The following is a 23,181-nucleotide window of genomic DNA, read 5'->3' on the forward strand; positions in this document are numbered from 1 at the left end:
GCACCACCCTGCGGGTGCGGGAATTCCGGGGCAAATCCGCCAGCCCCACCCTGTGGACCACCATTGCGGCCATGGAAGCGTGGAACCTGACCCGCCGCAAGTACGGCAAGGGCATCCCGGTGGGATATGCCTTCCGCCGCATCTGGGAGGGCGGCCACGGCACCCGCAGCCAGCACTACGCGGGCGTATCCTTTGACGTGGGCCAAAGCCTGACCCGGACCGCCCGCACGGCCATCTACAACGCAGCCCGGGGCACCGGGGCATGGGGCTATGTGGAGCCGCTGAGCCAGACCCCAACATGGGTGCACATGGACCGCCGCTACGGCACGCCCGCCTGCAGCGGCACCACCGCCGGGTATCCTACCCTGAGGCGGGGAAGCCGCGGCTGCTATGTGATGATTCTGCAGGACGCGCTTTCCACGCTGGGCTACCAGACCGGGAGCCGCATCGACGGCATCTTTGGTGCCCGGACGGAGGAAGCGCTGAAAGGCTTCCAGCGGCGCACGAGCCTGCGTGTGGACGGTGTGTGCGGCTGCAACAGCTGGAAAAAGATCAGCACCGCCGTCATCGGCGTGGGACGGACAAAAACGACGATCGATTAGCAGAAACTCCCCCAGTCACCTTCGGTGCCAGCCCCCTCGGAGATGGGGCCTTTGGCAAAACCGCAAGCTTTTCCTCTTCGCCAGAGGCTCCCTCATTGAGGGAGCTGGCAAACCCAAAGGATTTGACTGAAGGAGTTCCCCCGTGAAACATCCTTCGCTTCCCATCACCGAAAGTTGAAACTTTCTCCCCCATCTGCCCTTTTCGTTGCGCGGTTTGGAAAAACGTGCTAAAATAGCTCTATTATTAAAATGGTTCATGTTGAAAACAAGAGGATTTGAGGGGTATTGTATCATGGAATTTTCCAAACGACTGGACTTGTTCGGCGACGAGATCTTCGCTGCACTGAACGAACGCAAGGTAGCTCTGGAAGCACAGGGCCGTACCATTTATAATCTGAGCGTCGGCACGCCGGACTTCGCGCCTGCCGAGCACATCCGCAAGGCCATGATGGATGCCGCTGCCGACCCGCAGAACTGGAAGTACAGCCTGCGCGACCTGCCTGAGCTGCTGGATGCCGTGTGCGGCTACTACAAGCGCCGCTTCGGCGTAGAGATCACGCCGGATCAGGTGGCCAGCTGTGCGGGCAGTCAGGAGGGCGTGGGCCACATCGGCATGGTGCTGTGCGACGAGGGCGACACCGTGCTGCTGCCCACTCCCTGCTACCCGGTGTTCATCGCGGGCAGTCTGCTGGGCGGCGCAAAGCCGTGGTATTACCCGCTGACCAAGGAGCATGGCTTCCTGCCTTATGTGAAGGACATCCCGGAGGATGTGGCCCGCAAGGCAAAGTATATGATCGTCTCCCTGCCCGCAAACCCGGTGGGCAGCGTCGGCTCCCCGGAGCTGTACGCCGAACTGGTGGCCTTTGCCAAAAAGTATGACATTCTCATCATCCACGACAACGCCTACAGCGACATTATCTTTGACGGGGCCGTGGGCAACAGCTTCTTCAATACGCCGGGTGCCATGGATGTGGGCGTGGAGTTCTTCAGCCTGTCCAAAAGCTTCAACGTCACCGGTGCCCGCATCAGCTTTCTTGTGGGCCGGAGGGACGTGGTAGCCGCCTTTAAAAAGCTGCGCGGTCAGATCGATTTCGGCATGTTCCTGCCGGTACAGAAAGCGGCCATCGCCGCCCTGACCGGCCCGCTGGACATGGTAAAAACGCAGTGCGGCCTGTACCAGCAGCGCCGCGACGCTCTGTGCGGCGGCCTGCGTTCCATTGGCTGGAATGTGCCGGACAGTCACGGCAGCATGTTCGTGTGGGCACCCATCCCGGCAAAGTACGCAAAGAGCATGGACTTCTGTCTTGACCTTGTGGAAAAGAGCGGTGTGCTGTGCACGCCGGGTTCCAGCTTTGGCCCGCTGGGCGAAGGCTACGTGCGCTTTGCCCTCACCCTGCCGCCGGAGCGCATTGCCGAGGCGGTGCAGTCCATCAAAGAGAGCGGTATCCTGAACTAAAAAATAACGGGAACGTCCATGCGGCGTTCCCGTTTTTTATGCGTTCACAATATTCTCTCCCGCGCCATCCAGCCATGTGCGCAGGTTGTTGGCAGTAATATCCATCAGCCGCTGCAGGGCTTCGTTGGTGGCCCACGCGATGTGCGGTGTCAGCAGGGCATTCGGCAGGCCGCGCAAAGGGCTTGCCTGCGGCAGCGGTTCAGTGCCAAAGGCATCGGCACCGTAAAAGCCAAGCTTCCCGTTTTTCAGCGCATCGGCCACGGCCTGCTCGTCCACCAGCGCACCGCGGGCGGTGTTCAGCAAGATCATGCCGGGCTTTGCCTTGGCAAGGGTGGCCGCGTTGATCAGCCCCCGTGTTGCAGGTGTTGCCGGACAGTGCAGGCTGAGCACATCGCTGCGGGCAAGCAGGGTGTCAAGATTCACGAACTCCACACCGTCGGCTTCGTACTCCGGCCGAACGGTGCGGGTGCACACCAACACCTTCATGCCAAAGGCCTTGGCAATGCGGGCGGTCTGCCGGCCAATGCTGCCGTAGCCATAGATGCCAAAGGTCTTGCCCAGCAGTTCCACCTGCGGCAGCAGACCGTAGGCCGCAGGCTCCTCGGTGCGCCAATGGCCGTCCTGCACAAGGCGATGGTAACGGTCGGCGCACTGGCAGATGGCCAGCAGCAGGCTGAAGGTCATCTGTGCCACACTGTAAGTAGAATAGCCCGGCACGTTGGCTACCGGCACGCCATGGCGGCGGCAGGCCTTCAGATCAAGGTTATCCGTGCCGGTGGCAATGATGCCCACCCACCTGAGCTTCGGGCACTGGGCCAGAACGGCTTCGTCGATGCGGCACTTATTCAGGAACACGATCTCCGCATCCCCGATGCGCGGCACCACCTCTTCCTGCGCGGTGCGCCCATAGCGGGTGATGTCCGGCACAAGCGCCTTCACACCCGACCAGTCCAGATCTCCCTGCTGTATGGCATAATCTTCCAGAACCACTGCTTTCATTTCAACTTCCTCACTTTCACATCATACGGGATACAGTGCCAGCACGGTGCCCTGCGGGCTTTCGCGGCTTTCCAGCGCGGCATAGCCTCGAGCCAGCAGGATGGCAATGTGCACCCGGTCGGCCAGCGGGAGCCATACCGGCGGCACATTCTGCGCAAGGCACCCGGCCTGCAGCAGGAAACACGGTGCCAGACTGTCCAGCGGACGGATAGCCCGCAAAGCAAACCCCTGACGCAGATACAGCGGGATCAGCTCTTCTGCCGCACATTCCACCACGGCCCACCGTGCCCGCTGCCGGGCAAGAAACTCCTGCCGGGCAGCAGCCGCAGCCAGCAGCGGCGCAAGGGTCTCGGCGGCATGGCCGTCCGGCCCGGCTGCCGGGGTCAAAAAATATCCGCCTGACGTGCGGTTCCAGCCCAGAAAGCGGCGCAGCGCAGCCGCCGCTGCCACATCGGCATCCATGGGCAGCAGGATGCACCCGGCTCCCGGCACACCGCGTGTACTGTACACGCCCCACACCTCGCCTACCGTCAGCATCCGCAGCACCTCGCTGCGCGGACGGTACACACTGCTCACTTCGCTCTGCGCCAGCTGGCAGAATTCCTCCGCCGAAAGCCGCCTTACCTGCCGCGTGCGCGGCGGGTCACAAACCTGGATCATTTGGTTTCCCCCATTCTTTTTCAGTATGCATCCAGCATACCGGACCGGGGGCGAGAATCGGCGCGAAACAGGGCCGCTCTTTTTGTTTTACAGATCCAGCGTTACATCCTCGCTCAGCACCTGACCAATGGGCTTTGCAATGCACAGGTCGGCTTCCGCATCTGCCCCGGTGGGCTGCATATTGATAACCACCAGATGGTCGCCCCGGAAGTACCGGATCAGTCCTGCCGCCGGGTACACCACAAGGCTTGTGCCGCCGATGATCAGGGTATCCGCATGGCGGATGGCGTTCACCGCGCCGGACAGCACCTCCTCGTCCAGCCCTTCTTCATACAGCACCACATCCGGCTTGACGATGCCGCCGCACTCGGTGCAGCGGGGCACACCGGTGCTGTTGGCAATGAAATCCACATCGTAGAACTTACCGCAGCGGGTGCAGTAGTTGCGCAGGGTGCTGCCGTGCAGCTCGTACACTGTGCGGCTGCCCGCCGCCTGATGCAGGCCGTCGATGTTCTGGGTGACGACCGCTTTCAGCCTGCCCTCCCGTTCCAGCTTTGCCAGCCGCAGGTGGGCCGCGTTGGGCTTTGCCCCCTTCACGATGAGCTTATCGCGGTAAAAACGGTAAAACTCCTCCGGGTTCTCCTCCCAGAAAGTGTGACTCAGGATGGTTTCCGGCGGGTAGGCGTACTTCTGATGATAAAGTCCGTCCACACTGCGGAAGTCCGGGATGCCGCTCTCGGTGGAAACGCCCGCCCCGCCAAAGAACACGATGCTGCTGCTTTTGGCAATGATCTCTTCCAATGCCCGTACCATAACAAAAAAACGCCCCTTTCGCCGGATGTACATTTGTGTTAAGATAGCTTCAGTATAACACAAACTCACAGGAAAGGAAGCGCAACTTTTGAACGTCTGGTATGTGAACAGCATTCTGGGAACCTTCCGGCTGGAAGAGGAAAACGATGCCATCTGCGGGCTGACCCTCTGCCCGGACGGCGTACCGGAACTGGAACCGCTGCCCCGCAAGGTGTGCGAGACACCGCTTTTACAGGAAGCCGAGGAGCAGCTGAACGAATATTTTGCCGGGGCGCGCAGGGAGTTTGATCTGCCGCTGGCCCCCAAGGGCACCCCCTTCCAGAAGGCCGTCTGGGCCGAGATGAACAAGATCCCCTACGGTGAGACCCGCACCTACGGCCAGCTGGCCGCCGCTGTTGGCAAACCCAAGGCCAGCCGTGCCGTGGGCGGTGCCTGCCACTGCAACCCCATCGCCATCCTTCAGCCCTGCCACCGGGTGGTGGGCAGCACCGGCAAGCTCACCGGCTACGCCTATGGCGTGGAGATGAAGCAATATTTGCTGGAGTTGGAACAGCAGGAGTAATTTTATGATCGGAATGCCCTCCGCGTTCGCTCTGGGCATTTTCAGCGGAAAATTTATTTTATATTTGTGTTTCAGAAAAGCCTGCGGGCTTTTCTGAAACACTTTTTCACCGTAGGGTCGCTGTGGGAAACTGCATCATACACAAAAGAGCCATTGCACATCCATTTTGTGCAACGGCTCTTTATTTTTCACTCCGTTTTACTGTGCACTGTAAATGCTGCCCATCGTCCAGGAATTATCCGCGCTGTACTTGGCGTGGTTGCGCAGGTAGGTGACCCATGCGCCGTAGCCGTTGCCTGCAGAGAGATGCACGCCATCCGGCGCTGCAAGCATCTCCTTCAGGTTGCCCTCGCCGTCGGCAAGGGTCTCCCACAGGTCAAGGTAAACGCATCCCTTGCTGGCGGCCAGCTGAGCCAGCTGCTCGTTCACACCGCGCAGCACATCCGATGCAAGGCCGGGCTTTTCGGCAGCTGCCGAGGGTCGCACCGGCGGGATAGACTGCACGTAGATCACGCAGTCCTCGCCCAAAGCCTCGCGCAGCATATCCAGCATCTGGCCATAGTAGGCAAGGAAGCGATCCGAAGCGCCCAGCGTGGTGAGGGTGTTAGTGCCCAGCAGGATATACAGCTTCTTGGGCCGGGCAGCGGCCAGCACATCCAGCGCTACCTCCTGCCCGCGGGTGGGGCTTTTGACTGCGCTGCGGTTCACAATGGCATCCGGGCCAACGCCGGTATAGCCGCAGATGAGTGCCCCGTCCAGATTGATCTGGTAATCCGAGAAGCCCACCGTCAGACTGTCGCCCAGAAAGGCTGCGTCCGCAAAGTAGCTCAGGTCCACCTGCCCGCAGCTGGGCTGGCGGATGACGCTGGCATCATAGGCTTTGACGGTGTAGGCCCCAGCGCTCTGCTTTGCAGGGCCAAAGTTCTCCAGTGTGACGGCCTGCCCACCGATGCTGCCATCCTGTGCAGCACTGCTGCTATCCGCTTCGCCCTGCATGGGCAGCGGTGCCAGAATGTTCTCGGCAATGCCGCTGGCGTTGGTAGACGGGGTATCGTCCGTGCCCTCTGCGCCCTTTTCCAGAATGGCCGTGATGGCGTAGGATACCAGCAAAATGGCGACCACTGCGCCCAGAAAGCGCAGCTTGCCGCTGACTGTACCGCGCCGTGCCCGGCGCGGCGCAGAATGATACTCGTGTGAAATGCCCATGGTTTTTCCAGCTTTCTCCATTTTTCCCGCACAGAAGGGGGTTTTATCCGCCCGGGGCTGTGCGTTTTTTATTTTATCATAATTTTTTTGCCTGTGCAACCAATTAGGTCTTGCATACAACAGGCAAAACAGGTACAATAAGGATGTGGTAATTTTGCACATTTTACAAAAAGGGTGTGCACATGCCGCAAACTTTTTTGTATCACTTGCAGCATCCGGTTTGTTTGCCGCACGGTCTGCGGGCAGTGCAGGGCCTTTAGACCAAACCCCACTCTGGCGGCGCGGAAGCCGGAACCTGCAGCGATGTACAAATGATAAGAATGAAATTTGCAAAAGGAGGTACTCATGGCCAAGAATGTGATCATTGGTCAGAGCGGCGGCCCTACCGCCGTAATCAACTCCAGTCTGGCAGGCGTGTACAAAGCCGCCTGCAGCCTGGGTGCAGACAAGGTGTACGGCATGAAATACGGCATCGAAGGTCTGCTCAAGGAAGAAATGCTGGAGCTGAACGTCCTGCTGGACGACCGCATGAGCATTGAACTGCTCAAGCGCACGCCTTCCAGCTACCTTGGCAGCTGCCGTTACAAGCTGCCGGACCCGGATGTGGACTCCACACCCTTCATCAAACTGTTCACCCTGTTTGACAAGTACGACATCTGCGCGGTGTTCTACATTGGCGGTAACGACTCCATGGACACCATCGCAAAGCTTTCCCGCTACGGTGAGCGCGTGGGCAGCAGCGTGCGGTTCATCGGTGTGCCCAAAACCATCGACAACGACCTGTGCCTGACCGACCACACCCCCGGCTACGGCTCTGCCGCCAAGTACATTGCCACTATTTTAAAGGAAGTCATCCGGGATTCCTCCGTGTATGACATCCGCAGCGTGACCGTGGCCGAGATCATGGGCCGACATGCGGGCTGGCTTGCCGGTGCGGCCTGCCTTGCGGGCGGCGACGACTGCGAAGGCCCGGATCTGATCCTGCTGCCGGAGGTGCCCTTCGATCAGGACAAGTTCCTTGCCAAGGTGGACGAGCTGCAGCGCCGCAAGTCCAATGTGATCATTGCGGCCAGCGAGGGCGTAAAGACCGCCGACGGCACCTATCTGTGCGATCTGGTGTCCACCGCAGGCCAGCTGGATGCCTTTGGCCACAAGGCCGTGCTCAGCGGCACCAGCCGTTATCTCTCCGACCTCATCCACGACAAGCTGAACTGCAAGAGCCGTGCCATCGAGTTTTCCACCCTGCAGCGCTGCGCCAGCCATCTGGCCAGCCGCACGGATGTGAACGAAGCCTACGCTGTGGGCGGTGCCGCAGCAGCCGCCGCCTTTGCGGGCGAGACCGGCCGCATGATCGCGCTCAAGCGCATTTCCGCTTATCCCTACCAGTGCATCACCGAGTCGGTGGATGTGCAGCAGGTGGCAAACCTTGAAAAGAAGGTGCCGCTGGACTGGATCAGCCCCGACGGGATGCAGGTGACTGCTGCCTTTGAGGAGTATGCCCGTCCGCTGATCCTGGACGAGGTGACCCCCGTTTACGTCAACGGCACCCCGCGCCATATCCGTCTGTAACCCCTTTTCCCGCGTCTGTTTTCGTGCATCCTGCACGTAATATTATATTGCCGAAACAGAAAAACAAAAAAGGAGAAATCATCATGGGTAAAAATGCAATCGTTGGTCAGTCTGGCGGTCCTACTTCCGTCATCAATGCAAGCCTTGCGGGTGTCTTTGAGAGCTGCAAGAGCCGCGGCGCAGAGATCGTCTACGGCATGTGCAATGGCGTTGCCGGTCTGCTGGAGGAGCGGGTGGTGGATCTTTCCACCGTGCTGACGGACGATCTGGACATCGAGCTGCTCAAGCGCACCCCGTCCAGCTTCCTCGGCAGCTGCCGCTACAAGCTGCCGGACTGGCATGAGGACGAGACCGTCTACAAAAAGCTGTTCGCCATTCTGGAAAAGCTGAACATCGGCTACTTCTTCTACATCGGCGGCAACGACTCCATGGACACCATCGGCAAGCTGGCCGAGTACGGCGAACGCATCCAGAGCGACATCCGCTTTATGGGCGTGCCCAAGACCATCGACAACGACCTGATGGTCACCGACCACACCCCTGGCTACGGCTCTGCTGCCAAGTACATCGGCGTGGTGATGAAGGAGATCATCCGCGATGCCACCGTGTACGGCACCAAGTACGTCACCGTGGTGGAGATCATGGGCCGCAACGCCGGCTGGCTGACCGCTGCCGCCGCTCTGGCAAAGAGTGACGACTGCGAGGGTGTGGACATGATCTGCCTGCCCGAAGTGCCCTTCAATGTGGAACACTTCATTGAGAAGGTGCGCGTGATGCAGGAGAAGAAGCCCAGCATCGTGATCGCCGTTTCCGAAGGCGTGAAGCTGGAAGATGGCCGCTACGTCTGTGAGCTGGCCGACGATGTGCACGCAGTGGACGCTTTCGGCCATAAGGCCCTGACCGGCACCGCACGGTATCTGGCAAATGTGGTGGCCCGCAATCTGGACACCAAGACCCGCTGCATCGAGCTTTCCACCCTGCAGCGCTGCGCAGGCCATCTGACCAGCCGCACCGACATCACCGAAGCCTATCAGGTGGGCGGTGCTGCCGCCAAGGCGGCCTTTGAGGGCGTTACCGGCCAGATGGTGGCCCTGAAGCGCATCTCCAACAGCCCGTACCAGTGCACCACCGAGCTGCACCCCATCAGCGAGGTGGCAAATCTCGAAAAGAAGGTGCCGCTGAGCTGGATGAACGCCAACCACACCCAGATGACCGATGAGTTTCTGGCTTATGCCCGCCCGCTGATCCAGGCCGAGCTGACCCCGCTGTACATTGCCGGTCTGCCCCACCACATCTACATGAAGAATCAGAAGTGATCTCTCCTGCATTGATTTTTCTCAAGGCATGATGAAAGCTCGTCCGAGTTTTAGGCCCGGACGGGCTTTTTGCATTTCGGTATTCTCCGCTTTAGAACATCAGACCGCTGCGCCGACTTTGGGTGCGCCGCCTGCGATCTCCTCTGCCGTCAGAGGCTTTGTCTCCACCGGGGCATTCAGGCGCTCTTTGGCCACTGCCAGCATCAGCTTGATGCGGTTCTCCTGATTGACCTTGGTGGCGCTGGGGTCGTAATCGATGGGGGTGATGTTGGCACTGGGGTACAGGGCGCGGATCTTGTTCACCATGCCCTTGCCCACGATGTGGTTGGGCAGGCAGCCGAAGGGCTGGGCACACACGATGTTGCCGTAGCCGCCCTGCACCAGCTCGATCATCTCGGCAGTCAGCAGCCAGCCCTCGCCCATCTTGGCACCCAGCGAAATGATGCCCTTGGGCTTTTCCACCAGCTCCTTGAAGGGGCCGGGGGCGTAGAAGCCTGCGTCGGCCTCAGCCTTGAGCATGGCGCGCTCGATGCCGTCCAGCCAGTTCAGGAACTGGTCAATGCCGATCTTCACAGCCAGCTTGCCGCCGTACAGCACATGGTCCTCGCCCATGTTGAAGGCACAGTACTGCACAAAGCCCATCAGGCCCGGGAAGTTCACCTCGCAGTCCTGACTTTCCAGGAACTTCTGCAGGTCGTTGTTGCCCAGCGGGCTGTACTTGACGTAAATTTCGCCAACCACGCCCACCTTGACCTTGGGCACCCGGGTAACGGGGATGGCAGCAAAGTCCTTTGCGATGAGGGGGAAGGTGTGCTTCATCTCCTTGGAGGTGTAGCCCTTGCCTGCCAGCAGCACGCGGCCCAAGCGTTCCACCCACAGGTCTACCATCTTATCGGCAGCCCCCTTCTCGTTCTCGTAAGGTGCAACCTGATTGCGCAAAGCGCACAGCATATCGCCGTAGAAGATGCAGGCCAGCGCACGGCGGGCCAGCGGCAGGGTCATCTGGAAGCCGCTGTCCTTTTCCAGACCCGAGAAGTTCAGGCTGGCCACCGGGATCTGCGGATAGCCCGCCTTGACCAGTGCCTTGCGCAGCAGATGAATGTAGTTGGAGGCGCGGCAGCCGCCGCCGGTCTGGGTGATGAGCAGGGCGGTGTGGTCCAGATCATACTTGCCGCTGTTCAGTGCGTCCAGAAACTGACCGATGACCAGCAGGGCCGGATAGCAGGTGTCGTTGTGGACGTATTTCAGGCCCAGCTGTGCCACGGCACTGCCGCAGTTGCCCAGGATCTCGCACTTGTAGCCGTCGTAACGCAGGGCGTACTCCAGCAGGCGGAACTGGGTAATGGCCATATTGGGGATGAGGATGGTGTGGGTCTTCTTCATCTCCGGAGTAAATTTGGGATAATTGTATTCCATAGGTTCCTCCTATGTTGCTTTCTTAAAAAGCTTTTTGCTCTATCTCTATTTTATTCTGCCTTTTCTGCGGCCACCTCGTCGCGCTCATCCAGAGCGGCGAACAGACTGCGCAGGCGGATATTCACGGCACCCAGATTGGTGATCTCGTCGATCTTGAGCTGGGTGTAGAGCTTGCCGCCCTCCTGCAGAATTTCGCGGGTCTCGTCGGTGGTGATGGCATCCACGCCGCAGCCGAAGGACACCAGCTGCACCAGATCCATATCCTTCTGGGTGGTGCAGTACTTGGCGGCGGCATACAGGCGGCTGTGGTAGGTCCACTGGTTCAGCACACTGGTGGGGAACTTCTGCACCCGGTTGGAAATGCTGTCCTCGGTAACAACGGCAGCACCGTGGCGGGTGATGAGGCGGTCGATGCCGTGGTTCACCTCGGGGTCCACATGGTAGGGGCGGCCTGCCAGCACGATGATGCGCTTGCCCTGACGGCGGGCTTCGTCGATGATCTCGCTGCCCTTCACCCGGATCTTTGCCATGTGGGACTCGTATTCCGCATAGGCGGCATCCGCTGCGGCCTGCACCTCTTTTTCCGAGATGCCGCCGAAGTACTTGGGCAGGATGTTCTTTGCCATCTTGTGCACAAAGTCCTTAGGGCGGTGGATGCCCACATAGTCATAGATGAACTTGGTGCCTTCCAGCTCCGGGCAGTTGCCTGCCAGAACCTCGGGGTAGTAGGCCACCACCGGGCAGTTATAGTGGTTGTCGCCCAGTCCCTCGTCCACATTGTAGGTCAGGCAGGGGTAGAAAATAGCGTCCAGCTGCATCTGGCTCAGGGCCTTGATGTGGCCGTGGCTCAGCTTTGCCGGGAAGCAGGCGGTATCGCTGGGGATGGTAGCCTGACCGGCGAGGTACAGGCCGCGGCTGGACACCGGGCTGGTGTGCACGGCAAAGCCAAGCTTTGTCCAGAAGGCCCACCAGAAGGGCAGCAGCTCGTAGAAGCCCAGACACAGCGGGATGCCGATGGAGCCGCGCTTGCCGGCCACCGGCTTATACTCGGCCAGCAGCTGCTGTTTGTAGGCGTAGAGGTTCAGGCTGTCGTCGGCACTCTTGCCGGTCACGGGCTTGTCGCAGCGGTTGCCGGAGATGTACTTGCGGCCATCCGCAAAGGTGTTGACGGTGAGCTGGCAGTGGTTGCCGCAGCCGCCGCACTTGACGCTGACCACCTTCTGCTCAAACTTTTCCAGCTCTTTCTGGCTCATCATGGCAGAAGCAGTCTTGTGGGCCTTCTGGCTCTGGCGCAGGCCGAATAGAGCCGCACCGTAAGCGCCCATCAAGCCGGCAATGTCCGGGCGGATGACCTCCACCCCCATCTCCTTTTCAAAGGCGCGCAGCACGGCTTCATTATAGAAGGTACCGCCTTGCACCACGATCTTGCGGCCCAGCTCTTCCGGGCTGGAAGCGCGGATGACCTTGTACAGTGCGTTCTTGACCACGCTGATGGACAGGCCTGCCGAGATGTTCTCGATGCTTGCGCCGTCCTTCTGGGCCTGCTTGACCGAGCTGTTCATGAACACGGTGCAGCGGCTGCCCAGATCCACCGGGCGGTCTGCAAACAGGCCAAGGCTTGCAAATTTCTTCACGTCATAGCCCAGTGCCTGTGCAAAGGTCTGCAGAAAGCTGCCACAGCCGGAGGAGCAGGCTTCATTCAGGAAGATGTTGCTGATGGCACCATCTTCGATCTTGAAGCACTTCATGTCCTGACCGCCGATGTCGATGATGAAATCCACATCCGGCATAAAGTATTTTGCAGCGGTAAAGTGCGCCACCGTTTCCACCAGACCGTAATCGCAGCGGAATGCGTTCTTCACCAGCTCTTCGCCGTAGCCGGTGGTGGTCACGCTGACCACCTGCAGGCCCGGGTGCTCCTTGTAAATTTTCAGCAGCTGTTCCCGGATGAGGGGCAGCGGGTTGCCGAGGTTCGGTTGATAGTTGGTGTAAAGGATCTGGCTCTTCTCGTCCACCACCACCAGCTTGACGGTGGTGGAGCCGGAGTCGATGCCGATATGCACCGGGCCGCACTGGGCACTGAAGGGCACGCGGGGCACACTGTGGGACATGTGGCGGGCGTGGAACGCCTCATACTCCTCCTTGCTGGCGAACAGCGGCGGCTCGCTGGCGTAGGTGGCAGTGGCAGCATACTGGTCCAGCGCATCGGCCACCTCAGACAGAACGAAAGCCTTGTCGGCATAGAGGGCAGCGCCCAGTGCCACATACAGCAGGCTGTTCTCCGGGCAGGTGCCGGTCACGTTCAGCGCTTCGTCAAAGCTTTTGCGCAGCACGCTGCTGAAGGTGAGCGGGCCGCCCAGATACAGGATATTGCCCTTGATGGGACGGCCCTGTGCAAGGCCTGCAATGGTCTGGTTGACCACAGCCTTATAAATGCTGGCAGCAATGTCCTCGGTGCGGGCACCCTGATTGATCAGGGGCTGCACGTCGCTCTTGGCAAACACGCCGCAGCGGGACGCAATGGTGTAGGTGCGCTGTGCGTTCTCTGCTGCCTTGTTCATCTCGTCGGCACCCATTTTCAGCAGGGTGGCCATCTGGTCGATAAAGGCACCGGTGCCGCCGGCACAGCTGCCGTTCATGCGCACCTCGGTACCGTTGGTCAGAAACAGGATCTTGGCATCCTCACCGCCCAGCTCGATCACGCAGTCGGTGGCAGGCACAAAGCGCTTGACCGCTACGCGGGTGGAGAACACCTCCTGCACAAAGGGCACGCCGCAGCTGTCGGCCAGACCCATGCCCGCCGAACCGGAAATGCTCAGCAACGCCTTCTGACCGTGCAGCTGCTCGGCATCGATGCGGCGCAGTAGCTCCTGCGCCTTTTCCAGAATATGGCTGTAATGCCGTTCGTATGTAGAATACAGCAGCGCATCATGTTCATCCAGCACCACACACTTGATGGTGGTACTGCCGATGTCAAGACCTACTCTCACGTTGTTTTTCCTCCTAAGGACAAATGCCGGAGGCAAAGCCCCCGGTGGACGGCAAAATCAATTTCTTTGCCAAAAATTAGTTTGTTAACGAATCATTTTGTCAATTCGCATACAAATGTATTATAATCCAATTTTGCGGCACAATCAATCAGCGTCCTTTATTTTACACAGAAAAAATAGTATTTTCCGCTCAAAAAGTTAAACATTTTGTGAACTTGTCGCTTTTTATGCGGCTGCACCGGTGTCCCGGCAAAGTTTTTTTACCTTTGCCAACAAAAAAGGACTGCCGCACAGGAGCATCTCCCCCGCAGCAGTCCTTATTCATTATTATAACGCAATCATGCAGCATGCATCACAGCTCGTCCGGGTCGCCGCGCTCCGGCATGGTACGCAGCTCCCGCACCAGCATATTGCGCAGCTGGTACTGATGCTGCTGTGCCTGTGCCGTATCGCCGCCCGTATGCAGCTCTACCGTCGGCTCCATTATGCGGTCGGTGCACAGCGGAATGGTCACCACTGCCTGTGTGCCCTTTTCCGGTGCGCGCTCCACCCGCAGGCCCCAGCCCATGCGGCGGCAGCACTCGCGGCAGAGCAGCAGGCCCAGCTTTGCGCCGCCCAGAAAGCAGCGCCGGTTCTCCAGCCATGTATCCTCGCCTGCTTCCGGCAGGCCGCAGCCATTATCCATCACCGTCAGCTGCCAGAAGCTTTCGCTGCGGCGCAGCATCAGCCGCACTTTGCCGCCCGCACTGCAGGCCCGCAAGGCATTCGAGAGCAGATGCAGGCACAGCAGTTCTGCATCATTGCGGTCCGCCATGACCCGGCAGGCTGTCCAGCCGCCATAGTCCAGCGTCAGTTCCACCCCAAGCTGCGCCTGCACCATATCGGCCTGTGCGGCGACCTGCTGCAGTAGCTGGCACAGGTCCAGCGGATAGAGCCGCGGGTCTTCCTCGGTGCGCAGAAAATCCAGCAGCGACATCACTTCGTTCACAGTGCGGTCCAGCCTTGCCGACGCAGCGCTGATATCGTTCACCGCCTGCCGGGTCTGCTGGTCGGCACCCACATGCGCAAGGTGCTGGTCCAGATATTCGCAATTGCGTCCGATCAGGCCCAGTGCATGGAAGCATGCCTGTTCCACATCCTTCTGCGGGATCGCCTGCGCGGTCAGTGCACCCGCCTCGTTCTGCCGCATCTGCTCCATACCCTTGCGCCTCCTGTGTTTTATGCTCAGTCGTCCTTCTGACGCTGAAGATAATTCTTGACAGTGTAGATCAGTTTACCAGTGGTAGGTTTCTCGTCCGCAAATCCGCTTTCGTCCTTGAAGCGCAGCCACTTGGCCGAGGGCTTTGCTTCCAGCTGGTCGATCATACGCCGGATGCCGCTGTCCACAGCAGAGACCGACACATCGTACTGCTCGCTCACCGCCTGCAGGATCTCCTTGCGGATGGCCAGCTTCTGGCTGGTGCCGTACACCACGCCCACCGCACAGGAAAGATAGTTGCAGTTCACGTCCGGCAGCTGGATGCCCCAGCCCTCATACAGTTCCTGACACTTGCGTTCCATGCGCTGGCTCTGCCGTCCCGGCAGGCGGTACAGCTCCCACAGCAGGTTCTTCAGTTCGGCATGGCCCACATAGCAGAATCCATCGCCCGATTCCAGACAAATGGCACTCGTATTCTGCCGCCTGCCCTCATCAAACAGAACAACATTCGGTTTGGGATCCATGCTGCGGATATTCATTAAAAACTCCAGCCCGCTCATATCTTCCAGCTGGCTGCAGAGGATCACAACATCAAACTGACGGCCCTGACGCAGCTGTTCCAGCAGACGGCCGCCGTTCTGGAAGCAGGTGCACTCCAACGCAGGGCTTTGCTCCTGCAGGTAGTTCTTTTCCACCCGCAGCTCCTTGCGGTCGTAGCTTCCAAGGGCGATCTGCAGCGTTTTTGCTGTGTGCTCACTCTCCACGCAACGCGCCGCCTTTCTGCCTGAGCTGTTCTGTATCGGTCAGTTCTTCTACCACATCCTGCCAGATCTCCGGCTGGACGCCATTCTCACACAGATAGCGCAGGATCCGGTAGCAGAACTCTGGTGCAGCTGCAATGTAGCAGCTTTGCATGTACTGCCGGTTCCCGGTACGGCAAAGCGTCAGGCAGCAACCGTTTTCGTTGCCTGTATCCATTGAGTATACCAGCGTATATGCTTTCTGCAACCCGTCGATTGCCGAAAACTGACGGATCATAGGTGAAAATGTACGTTCCATAATTTTTCCTCCCTTGCTACAAGGTCCTGCGACGTTTTCAAGGCATTCCTTGTTTTTCTTATCTTATTTTAAAGAGCAGAGAGGGCTGGTTCAATCCTGAAAAAGCGTCTAAAAATGTCAAAATCACATTCGTTGCGTTTTTTTGTCGTGTTTTTCTGTTCTGCGACGCATTTTATTTTGTGCTTACGGTTCATCGCAGATTTTTTGCGTCGTATTGGCAGTGTAATTCTGCTTTCACGATGCTTTTCTGTTTTATCAGGATCTTCCGCTATTAAAATAGCACGACGGCGACGCAAATTCAACCTCCACGTCAATTTTTCCTTTATTTTCCTGTTTTTCTGCCTCAAAAGCCAAAAATACCGGTCCGGTCAAAATTTACGTTGAAATATACACAGTTTTTTCATATTATTTCGGTAAAATAGAAGTGTATAACGCCTTGCTGCGGGTCCTGTATCCGGGCAGTTTATTATAATGTACAGCGGCAGCGTTCCTGCGAGGATGCGCCGGAAAGGCTCACACATGCTCCAACTCAACCACATCAAGAAAGAATACAAAACCGGCGATCTGGTGCAGAAAGCACTGGATGATGTCAGCCTGAACCTGCGGGACAACGAATTCGTCGCCATTCTCGGCCCCAGCGGTTCCGGTAAGACCACCCTGCTGAACGTCATTGGCGGTCTGGACCGCTACGACAGCGGTGATTTGATCATCAACGGCATCTCCACCAAGAAATATACCGACCGCGACTGGGACTCTTACCGCAACCACACCATTGGCTTTGTGTTCCAGAGCTATAACCTCATCCCGCACCAGACAGTGCTTTCCAATGTGGAGCTGGCGCTGACCATCTCCGGCATTTCCGGTGCCGAGCGCCGCAACCGGGCCACCAAGGCGCTGGAGCAGGTAGGTCTGGGCGACCAGCTGCACAAGCACCCCAGCGAAATGTCCGGCGGCCAGATGCAGCGTGTGGCCATTGCCCGCGCACTGGTCAACAACCCCGACATCCTGCTGGCCGACGAGCCGACCGGCGCACTGGACAGCGACACCAGCATTCAGGTGATGGAGCTGCTGAAGGAGGTGGCCAAAGACCGCCTTGTGGTCATGGTCACTCATAACCCGGAGCTTGCAGAGCAGTATGCTACCCGCATCGTCCGCCTGCGGGACGGCGTGATCCAATCGGACACCGCACCGTTTGCGCCGGATGATTCCGCTCAGGTGCCGCCGGTGCACAAAAATCTGGGCCGTTCTTCCATGTCGCCGCTCACCGCTCTCGCGCTGAGCTTCAACAACCTGCTCACCAAAAAGACCCGCACCCTGCTCACCGCATTTGCGGGTTCCATCGGCATCATCGGCATTGCGCTCATCCTTTCGCTCTCGGCCGGTGTGAGCAATTATATCCAGGAGATGGAACGCTCCACCCTTTCGGAATATCCGCTGCAGATCTCGACCACCGGCGTAGACCTTGCCGCCCTGCTGGACCCGGGAAGCTACACCAGCGCCGTTGCCAACAACACCAATGTGGGCGCCACCAGCGCTTCTTCCACCCCGGAGGGCATGGTCACAGTGCGCGAACTGCTGAGCCAGCTGACCGAGGATAATTCCTCCGTCAATGACCTTGCCTCCCTGAAAAAATATCTGGACAGCGACGAGTGCACCATCTCGGAGGATGCTGCTTCCATCGAGTATTCCTACGGCATCGCACCGCTGATCTACCGCCAGAACAAGGACGGCACCGTGCGCCAGATCTTCCCGGACAGCAGCCTTTCTGCGCTGAACAACACCACCTCTGCCGCCGGCATCGTCTCTTCCATGACCAATCAGAGCGTGTTTACCGAGATGGCCGAAGAGCCTTCGCTGTACGAAGATCAGTACGATGTCAAGGCAGGCCGCTGGCCGGAAAGCTACAACGAGGCCGTTCTTGTGCTGAATTCGGATGGCAGCATCAGCGATTACGCTCTTTATATTCTGGGCATTGAGGACGACAGCGTGATGATGCGTTTTCTGCAGGAGTACGCAAAAAACAAGAACACACAGGCTCCCACCGGCTACGGCACCTACCCCTACGATACCTTTGTGGGCCTGAAATATAAGATCGTTACCAGCTCGGACTATTACGTTTATGACGAAGAACGCCAAATCTGGCGCAACCGCTCCGACGATGAAGCGTATGTGGAGCAGCTTGTGGAAAACAGTCCGGATCTGACCATCGTGGGCGTGGTGCAGCCCCGCGCAGATGCCAGCTCCACCATTCTGCCCATAGGCGTTGCCTATACCCATGCACTCACCTACTACGCCATCGACCATGCAGCCGAAAGTGAAGTGGTAAAGCAGCAGCTTGCCGACCCGGAAGTGAACGTGCTGACCGGCGAGCGCTTTGATGCCGACCAGCGCGAAACCGATCTTGACATTTCTTCCCTGTTCTCTGTGGATACCGATATGCTGAAGGATGCCTTCCAGTTCGATGCAAGCAAGCTGCAGTTCGACCTGAGCGGTGCATTTGATCTGCAGGATGGCAGCTTTGACTTTTCCTCCATCCTTGATCCGTCCGCATTCCAGCTGGATCTGAGCGATCTGGACCTGAGCGACATCGACATGAGTGATGTGGAGCTGCCGGACATGGACGCGCTGGATCTGAGCCAGCTGTTTGCCGATATGGACCTGTCCGTCTCGGAGGATGCGCTGCAGAGCCTGATGAAGAAGATCATGAATGGCTATAAGCGCTATATCATCGGCAACGGCATCTTGAATCTGGATAAGATCGGTTTCTCTTCCTATATGGAGAGCGACCAGTTCAAACAGCTTCTGTCCGAATCCATGGGCGACCTGCTGGACACCACCGGCCTGCAGGAGCAGTTCACCGCTTCGCTTCAGCAGAACCTGCAGGGCATCATGACGAGCTATCTGCAAAGCTACTCGGAACAGCTGAGCCAGAAGCTGGGCGAAGCTCTGCAGACCAAACTCACCGCTGCCATTCAGACCCAGATGAGCACCGTGATGCAGCAGCTGATGACCCATCTGACCACTCAATTCAGCCAGCAGATCCAGTCCGCCATCCAGAACAACATCGCTCAGCTCAGCAGTCAGGTGGAAGATGCCCTGAAGATCGACCCCACTGTGTTCCAGAGTGCCGTGCAGGTGAACATGAGCACCGACGACCTTGTGGATCTGGTCAAGATGAACCTGCAGTCCAGCACCACCTCCTACAGCAGTGTTCTTGGTGCACTGGGCTATTCGGATTATGCCAAGCCCGGCAGCATCTGGATCTACCCCAAGAGCTTTGAGGCCAAGAACCGTATCGTGGACAGCCTGAACGCCTACAACGCCGCCATGCGTGCGCAGGGCGAAGAGGACAAGGTGATCGTATTCTCGGATACGGTCGGCACCCTGATGAGCGCCGTGACCAAGATCGTGGATATGGTCAGCAATGTGCTGGTGGCCTTTGTTGCCATCTCGCTGGCGGTTTCTTCCATCATGATCGGTGTCATCACCTATATCAGCGTGCTGGAACGCCGCAAGGAGATCGGTATTCTGCGTGCCATCGGTGCATCCAAGCACAATGTCTCCGAGGTGTTCAATGCCGAGACCTTCATTATCGGAATGTGCTCCGGCGTGATCGGCGTGGGCCTGTGCCTGCTGCTGCTGATCCCTGGCAACATGCTCATCCACTCCATTGCAGGAACCACCAGCGTCACCGCTGTGCTGCCGCCCAAGGCTGCACTGGTCCTGATCGTTCTGGCTACCCTGCTCACGATCCTTGGCGGTCTGATTCCCGCCCGCAGCGCAGCCAAGTGCAACCCCGTCACCGCCCTGCGTTCTGAGTAATTTTCTTTCTCGACAAGCAAAAGGAGTCGCTGCATCACGCAGCGGCTCCTTTTTTGATGTCCGGTGCTTTATCTCAATTTCTCGTGTAATTCCTCATGCAGTTCCTCGCGCTCTTCCTTCAGTTCCTGCTTGAGAGTCCGGTCGATCTCCCGTGTCTCCTGCCGGATCTCAGCCAGATCCTTTTCGATCGCAGGGTTTTCTTCGATTTCTTCCCGAATGAACATGAGCGCAAAGCTTACCAGCAGCAGCCCGCAGGAGATCCAGATGGTCTTTCCTGCCAGCCGCGCTGCGCCCATGCTTCCAATACCGGCACCCACCGCGAACAACAGAATGATGCCAAAATAACGCATCATCCGATCCTTAACTTTCGGTTCATGGGTCTTGCTCCAGATGCAGAATGCTTCCACACCGCTGCGCAGGTCACCAATGCACATGGTGCTGGCAAATGCATAGCCGTTCACCTTGCGGAACGCCTGCACCTGCATTGCGCAGGAGAAGGAAACGATGGCGTTTGCCAGCAGATTCTGCTCCTGCGGTAAAAAACCTACAATGAACAGCAGAAGCACTTCGCCCAGCACCACCAGCTGCCGCCAGTGAAGCCGCTGCATGTTGCAAAAGCTCTCCCGCATCTTTTCTGCCACCAGTACGCCCAGCGCAAAAGCACACAGAGGAACCAGATAGTGCAGCACCCGATCCCACTGACCATCCATGATGTTGGAACTCAGCAGCACGATGTTGCCGGTCTGTGCATTTGCAAACACCTTACCGCGGAACAGATACGTATAGGCATCCTGCAGCCCGCCCGAAAGCGAAAGGAACACCGCCGTCAGGAAGGACTCTGACATCTGCCCATGATGTTTTGTTTTCATATTACCTTTTTCCCTCTTTTCGTACCCTATTATAATATATTTTTACAGCTTGGTCCATATCAGTTTTACATATCCGGCATGTGTATCCTTGCGCTCTGCCAGCGCCAAAAATACGGCCCGCACTTTGCATTCCCTCACAGGTTGTGTTAGAATAAGAAAAAAGCTTTTCCAAAGGAGAACTTCCTTATGCCGAATATTGTCGAGATCACAGACCTTTCCGCACCGGAGCTGGCTGTCTATGCCCGCCTGACGCAGGCGCAGCTGCGCAATCGTCTGGAACCGGAAAAAGGCATCTTTATTGCCGAAAGCCCCAAGGTGATTGCCCGCGCGCTGGATGCCGGATACACACCGCTCTCCCTGCTCATGGAGCGTAAACAGATCACCGGCCCGGCTGCCGATCTCCTGACCCGTTGCGGCGATGCCCCGGTGTACACAGCCGACCGCGAGACCCTTGCCAGCCTGACCGGCTTCGAGCTGACCCGCGGCGTGCTGTGCGCCTTCCGCCGCCCGCTGCCGCGCAGCGTGGAAGAGGTCTGCCGCAATGCCCGCCGGGTGGCCGTTCTGGAGGGCATTGTGGACTCCACCAATGTGGGAGCGATCTTCCGCAGCGCCGCTGCACTGAACATGGATGCCGTGCTCGTTACTCCTTCCTGCTGCGACCCGCTGTGCCGCCGTGCCGTGCGTGTGAGCATGGGCACCGTGTTTCAGGTGCCCTGGGCGCAGATCGGCACCTGCCCTGCCGACTGGCCGGAAAACGGCATTGCTCAGCTGCACAGTCTTGGCTTCAAGACTGCTGCCATGGCTCTGAGCGACCGCTCCGTAAGCATTGACGACAGCGCTCTTTCCGCCGAGCCGAAGCTCGCCATCGTGCTGGGCACAGAGGGTGACGGCCTTGCCCACAGCACCATTGCCGCCTGTGACTACACCGTAAAAATCCCTATGTCCCACGGCGTGGATTCCCTGAACGTTGCCGCTGCCAGCGCTGTTGCTTTCTGGCAGCTAGGCAACCGCTGAGCGATGCTTTCTGGCCCTGCCCAAAATACTTGACAAATTTCCCGAACAGAGTTACACTTACAGGGTCATCACATGGGCCTATAGCTCAGTTGGGAGAGCAAGCGTATCGCTTTTGTGCCCCACAGAGTTGTGGGCTTTAGAATGGGGAGTATAACGGTTGGTCGCCCAACCGAGTCACGCCCCTAAATATGGGCCTATAGCTCAGCTGGGAGAGCGTTCGGTTCGCATCCGAGAGGTCAAGGGTTCGAATCCCTCTAGGTCCACCAATTTGCCGCATCGTTTTGTACGATGCGGCGTTTTTTATGCCTAAAAAACTTTGGCAGACCGTGCCGGGCTCCGAACCCTGAAGTCGGATGCGAACCGGGTGGGGTCATCCATGTACTTTTTGAAAATCCATCGGTTTCACGCTTCTTTCTTTGCATTTTACACAGTGCTGCGGGCAAGCGCATCACTTTTATAGCCCAGCACTGCGCCAATCACAGAGGCAAAGATAGCGTAATAGGCACCTTCCCACAAGAATGTTTTATAAAGGCTTGCGGCACTCATGCCAATAGCCCGCTGCATACCAATTTCATTGACACGTGTATGGATGTTGCTGTAAACGGTGTTTATGATATTCAATATGTCATTGCTATTGTTGTCCCAATAGGAATCCACCAGCTTGCCCGTCAAATCGGAAATCTGCTGGCTGAGCCTTTCATGGTAAACGCCGTACTCTCTGGCAAGCATTTCCGACACAGGCTGCACCAAATCGGGGCCGAGCTGCCATACCTCCGGGTCGCGAGAATTGCGGCGCACCCCGGTGTCGCTCACATCGAAAACGTAGTGCAGGCGCGGGAATCCGCTGGATTCGTCCAGCAGAGCGATACCCTTAGAGCCACGTCTGACATAGCGGTTCATCCGGTTGTTCCAGATGTCAAAGTCGGCGCAGGCGGTGGCATCCGGGCGCTGGGCGTAGATCATCAGCTGGTCTGCAAAACTGTACTTGTACAGCCGGGATGCAGTGGTCAGGTAGTCCGACCAGTTTTCCCAATATCGGGTCAGTTCCTTTGCCGTTTGCTGGGCGAGGTTAAGGTATTCTTGCGTTTTGTTTGGCATTTTGGCCTCCTTTCAGCTCTGTGGTAAACAAAAAAGCGAGCGGCCTTTTCAGGTCACTCGCTTATGGAATCTATGGTAGTTTATGGCGCACTTCGGCCTTCCGGTCTTGCTGCCTGCGGGCTGATACGCCGTCTGCATAAGAGCGACACCTTTGTGCTGGCTGTAGACCTGCCCAGCGGCATCAACACGGATACCGGGGAGGTTGCCGAGGGTGCTGCCCATGCAGATTTGACCGTAACCTTCGACAGTTATAAGCCTTTGCATATGGCAGAAGCTTCTGCGCCGCTGTGCGGAAAAATCATCTGTGCTGACATTGGCATCCGGGATGAATGGCACCCGGAGTTTTGACGAAGGCTTGCCGCTGCGGAAAAATACCGGGAAACAAAAAATGCCCCCGGAGGGCTTGTTGCGGCTCTCCGGGGGCATCTTATGTGCGTTGTGCCTTGGCGCACACGACCGGCGTTTTACTCGATTGCAATCAGATTCGGGTTCTCAGGCAAAGCCTTCGTCTGCTGAGGAGCAGGCAGCTCGA

At 58.1% G+C, this 23,181-nt stretch carries 19 protein-coding genes, 1 tRNA gene and 1 pseudogene; 9 read left to right on the forward strand and 12 right to left on the reverse strand.

Going from position 1 to position 23,181, the window contains the following annotated elements; genetic code table 11:
• Both QZL71_RS03465 and QZL71_RS03470 read left to right on the forward strand, forming a co-directional pair.
• The coding region (locus QZL71_RS03465) for a peptidoglycan-binding domain-containing protein (RefSeq protein ID WP_294647758.1) at positions 1-602 on the forward strand (602 nt) is incomplete at its 5' end.
• A gap of 292 nt (positions 603-894) precedes the next feature.
• A complete protein-coding gene (locus tag QZL71_RS03470) occupies positions 895-2,058 on the forward strand; it encodes a pyridoxal phosphate-dependent aminotransferase (RefSeq protein ID WP_294647761.1) in 1,164 nt (387 codons plus the stop codon).
• Between the two features lie 36 nt (positions 2,059-2,094).
• Here QZL71_RS03470 and QZL71_RS03475 read toward each other — a convergent pair whose 3' ends face one another.
• The 3 genes from QZL71_RS03475 to QZL71_RS03485 all read right to left on the reverse strand — a co-directional run bounded on the left by QZL71_RS03475 (position 2,095) and on the right by QZL71_RS03485 (position 4,530).
• Positions 2,095-3,057 carry a D-2-hydroxyacid dehydrogenase gene (locus tag QZL71_RS03475; protein ID WP_207698276.1) on the reverse strand — a complete coding sequence of 321 codons (963 nt, stop codon included), beginning with the start codon at positions 3,055-3,057 and terminating at the stop codon, positions 2,095-2,097.
• A 21-nt stretch (positions 3,058-3,078) separates the two neighbouring features.
• Positions 3,079-3,717 (reverse strand): hypothetical protein, encoded by a 639-nt coding sequence (locus QZL71_RS03480; protein WP_207698277.1) that lies wholly within the window; start codon positions 3,715-3,717, stop codon positions 3,079-3,081.
• Positions 3,718-3,804: 87 nt separating this feature from the next.
• Positions 3,805-4,530 carry an NAD-dependent protein deacylase gene (locus QZL71_RS03485; protein WP_294647763.1) on the reverse strand — a complete coding sequence of 242 codons (726 nt, stop codon included), beginning with the start codon at positions 4,528-4,530 and terminating at the stop codon, positions 3,805-3,807.
• A gap of 88 nt (positions 4,531-4,618) precedes the next feature.
• Between QZL71_RS03485 and QZL71_RS03490 the strand changes: the two genes are divergently transcribed.
• The gene (locus QZL71_RS03490; RefSeq protein WP_097781971.1) at positions 4,619-5,092 is read left to right on the forward strand and encodes a methylated-DNA--[protein]-cysteine S-methyltransferase; all 474 of its coding nucleotides are present in this window, start codon (positions 4,619-4,621) and stop codon (positions 5,090-5,092) included.
• 198 nt (positions 5,093-5,290) lie between these two features.
• On the opposite strand, the gene QZL71_RS03495 is transcribed toward QZL71_RS03490, so the two are convergent.
• Positions 5,291-6,298 (reverse strand): GDSL-type esterase/lipase family protein, encoded by a 1,008-nt coding sequence (locus QZL71_RS03495; RefSeq protein WP_294647766.1) that lies wholly within the window; start codon positions 6,296-6,298, stop codon positions 5,291-5,293.
• Between the two features lie 345 nt (positions 6,299-6,643).
• Between QZL71_RS03495 and QZL71_RS03500 the strand changes: the two genes are divergently transcribed.
• Together QZL71_RS03500 and QZL71_RS03505 are read left to right on the forward strand one after the other, a co-directional pair.
• The gene (locus tag QZL71_RS03500) at positions 6,644-7,867 is read left to right on the forward strand and encodes a 6-phosphofructokinase (RefSeq protein ID WP_005939849.1); all 1,224 of its coding nucleotides are present in this window, start codon (positions 6,644-6,646) and stop codon (positions 7,865-7,867) included.
• A gap of 83 nt (positions 7,868-7,950) precedes the next feature.
• The gene (locus QZL71_RS03505) at positions 7,951-9,183 is read left to right on the forward strand and encodes a 6-phosphofructokinase (RefSeq protein WP_044953421.1); all 1,233 of its coding nucleotides are present in this window, start codon (positions 7,951-7,953) and stop codon (positions 9,181-9,183) included.
• Between the two features lie 99 nt (positions 9,184-9,282).
• Here QZL71_RS03505 and QZL71_RS03510 read toward each other — a convergent pair whose 3' ends face one another.
• The 6 genes from QZL71_RS03510 to QZL71_RS03535 all read right to left on the reverse strand — a co-directional run bounded on the left by QZL71_RS03510 (position 9,283) and on the right by QZL71_RS03535 (position 16,142).
• Positions 9,283-10,599, reverse strand: a complete 1,317-nt coding sequence (locus QZL71_RS03510; RefSeq protein ID WP_294647768.1) for a 2-hydroxyacyl-CoA dehydratase — start codon at positions 10,597-10,599, stop codon at positions 9,283-9,285.
• Positions 10,600-10,649: 50 nt separating this feature from the next.
• A complete protein-coding gene (locus tag QZL71_RS03515) occupies positions 10,650-13,589 on the reverse strand; it encodes an acyl-CoA dehydratase activase (protein WP_294647771.1) in 2,940 nt (979 codons plus the stop codon).
• Positions 13,590-13,941: 352 nt separating this feature from the next.
• Positions 13,942-14,787, reverse strand: coding sequence for a sensor histidine kinase (locus QZL71_RS03520; protein WP_294647774.1), 846 nt, complete (start codon positions 14,785-14,787; stop codon positions 13,942-13,944).
• 26 nt (positions 14,788-14,813) lie between these two features.
• Positions 14,814-15,551: a response regulator gene (locus QZL71_RS03525; RefSeq protein WP_005939839.1), complete on the reverse strand. Its 738-nt coding sequence runs from the start codon at positions 15,549-15,551 to the stop codon at positions 14,814-14,816.
• Positions 15,541-15,846: a hypothetical protein gene (locus QZL71_RS03530; protein ID WP_101956483.1), complete on the reverse strand. Its 306-nt coding sequence runs from the start codon at positions 15,844-15,846 to the stop codon at positions 15,541-15,543. The genes QZL71_RS03525 and QZL71_RS03530 overlap by 11 nt, the downstream gene beginning before the upstream one ends.
• Before the next feature lie 68 nt (positions 15,847-15,914).
• On the reverse strand, positions 15,915-16,142 hold the full coding sequence (locus tag QZL71_RS03535) for a hypothetical protein (RefSeq protein ID WP_154255340.1): 228 nt from the start codon (positions 16,140-16,142) through the stop codon (positions 15,915-15,917).
• A gap of 223 nt (positions 16,143-16,365) precedes the next feature.
• Between QZL71_RS03535 and QZL71_RS03540 the strand changes: the two genes are divergently transcribed.
• Positions 16,366-19,668 carry an ATP-binding cassette domain-containing protein gene (locus QZL71_RS03540; protein WP_294647777.1) on the forward strand — a complete coding sequence of 1,101 codons (3,303 nt, stop codon included), beginning with the start codon at positions 16,366-16,368 and terminating at the stop codon, positions 19,666-19,668.
• A 68-nt stretch (positions 19,669-19,736) separates the two neighbouring features.
• Here the strand turns inward: QZL71_RS03540 and QZL71_RS03545 are convergent, their stop codons facing one another.
• Positions 19,737-20,537 (reverse strand): YoaK family protein, encoded by an 801-nt coding sequence (locus QZL71_RS03545; protein ID WP_120079419.1) that lies wholly within the window; start codon positions 20,535-20,537, stop codon positions 19,737-19,739.
• A gap of 186 nt (positions 20,538-20,723) precedes the next feature.
• Here QZL71_RS03545 and QZL71_RS03550 point away from each other — a divergent pair, with 186 nt between their 5' ends.
• Complete coding sequence (locus QZL71_RS03550) at positions 20,724-21,551, forward strand: TrmH family RNA methyltransferase (protein ID WP_291014187.1); 828 nt, start codon at positions 20,724-20,726, stop codon at positions 21,549-21,551.
• Between the two features lie 190 nt (positions 21,552-21,741).
• Positions 21,742-21,817 (forward strand) — tRNA-Ala (locus QZL71_RS03555).
• Between the two features lie 190 nt (positions 21,818-22,007).
• Here the strand turns inward: QZL71_RS03555 and QZL71_RS03560 are convergent.
• Positions 22,008-22,649: pseudogene (locus QZL71_RS03560) on the reverse strand (FtsX-like permease family protein); the annotation flags it as partial.
• Positions 22,650-22,712: 63 nt separating this feature from the next.
• Between QZL71_RS03560 and QZL71_RS03565 the strand changes: the two are divergent.
• Complete coding sequence (locus QZL71_RS03565) at positions 22,713-22,997, forward strand: NAD(P)H-hydrate epimerase (RefSeq protein ID WP_156068789.1); 285 nt, start codon at positions 22,713-22,715, stop codon at positions 22,995-22,997.
• Positions 22,998-23,181 lie beyond the last annotated feature (184 nt).

This window comes from uncultured Faecalibacterium sp., assembly GCF_900066275.1.
Classification (GTDB): Bacteria; Bacillota; Clostridia; order Oscillospirales; family Ruminococcaceae; genus Faecalibacterium; species Faecalibacterium taiwanense.

Bases quoted from the DNA above. Each gene is read 5' to 3' on its own strand.
- QZL71_RS03550 (WP_291014187.1), top strand. From the start codon at position 20,724: ATGCCGAATATTGTCGAGATCACAGACCTTTCCGCACCGGAGCTGGCT.
- QZL71_RS03520 (WP_294647774.1), bottom strand. From the start codon at position 14,787: ATGGAGCAGATGCGGCAGAACGAGGCGGGTGCACTGACCGCGCAGGCG.
- QZL71_RS03545 (WP_120079419.1), bottom strand. From the start codon at position 20,537: ATGAAAACAAAACATCATGGGCAGATGTCAGAGTCCTTCCTGACGGCG.
- QZL71_RS03530 (WP_101956483.1), bottom strand. From the start codon at position 15,846: ATGGAACGTACATTTTCACCTATGATCCGTCAGTTTTCGGCAATCGAC.
- QZL71_RS03470 (WP_294647761.1), top strand. From the start codon at position 895: ATGGAATTTTCCAAACGACTGGACTTGTTCGGCGACGAGATCTTCGCT.
- QZL71_RS03500 (WP_005939849.1), top strand. From the start codon at position 6,644: ATGGCCAAGAATGTGATCATTGGTCAGAGCGGCGGCCCTACCGCCGTA.
- QZL71_RS03495 (WP_294647766.1), bottom strand. From the start codon at position 6,298: ATGGGCATTTCACACGAGTATCATTCTGCGCCGCGCCGGGCACGGCGC.
- QZL71_RS03565 (WP_156068789.1), top strand. From the start codon at position 22,713: ATGGAATCTATGGTAGTTTATGGCGCACTTCGGCCTTCCGGTCTTGCT.
- QZL71_RS03540 (WP_294647777.1), top strand. From the start codon at position 16,366: ATGCTCCAACTCAACCACATCAAGAAAGAATACAAAACCGGCGATCTG.
- QZL71_RS03480 (WP_207698277.1), bottom strand. From the start codon at position 3,717: ATGATCCAGGTTTGTGACCCGCCGCGCACGCGGCAGGTAAGGCGGCTT.
- QZL71_RS03505 (WP_044953421.1), top strand. From the start codon at position 7,951: ATGGGTAAAAATGCAATCGTTGGTCAGTCTGGCGGTCCTACTTCCGTC.
- QZL71_RS03475 (WP_207698276.1), bottom strand. From the start codon at position 3,057: ATGAAAGCAGTGGTTCTGGAAGATTATGCCATACAGCAGGGAGATCTG.
- QZL71_RS03510 (WP_294647768.1), bottom strand. From the start codon at position 10,599: ATGGAATACAATTATCCCAAATTTACTCCGGAGATGAAGAAGACCCAC.
- QZL71_RS03485 (WP_294647763.1), bottom strand. From the start codon at position 4,530: ATGGTACGGGCATTGGAAGAGATCATTGCCAAAAGCAGCAGCATCGTG.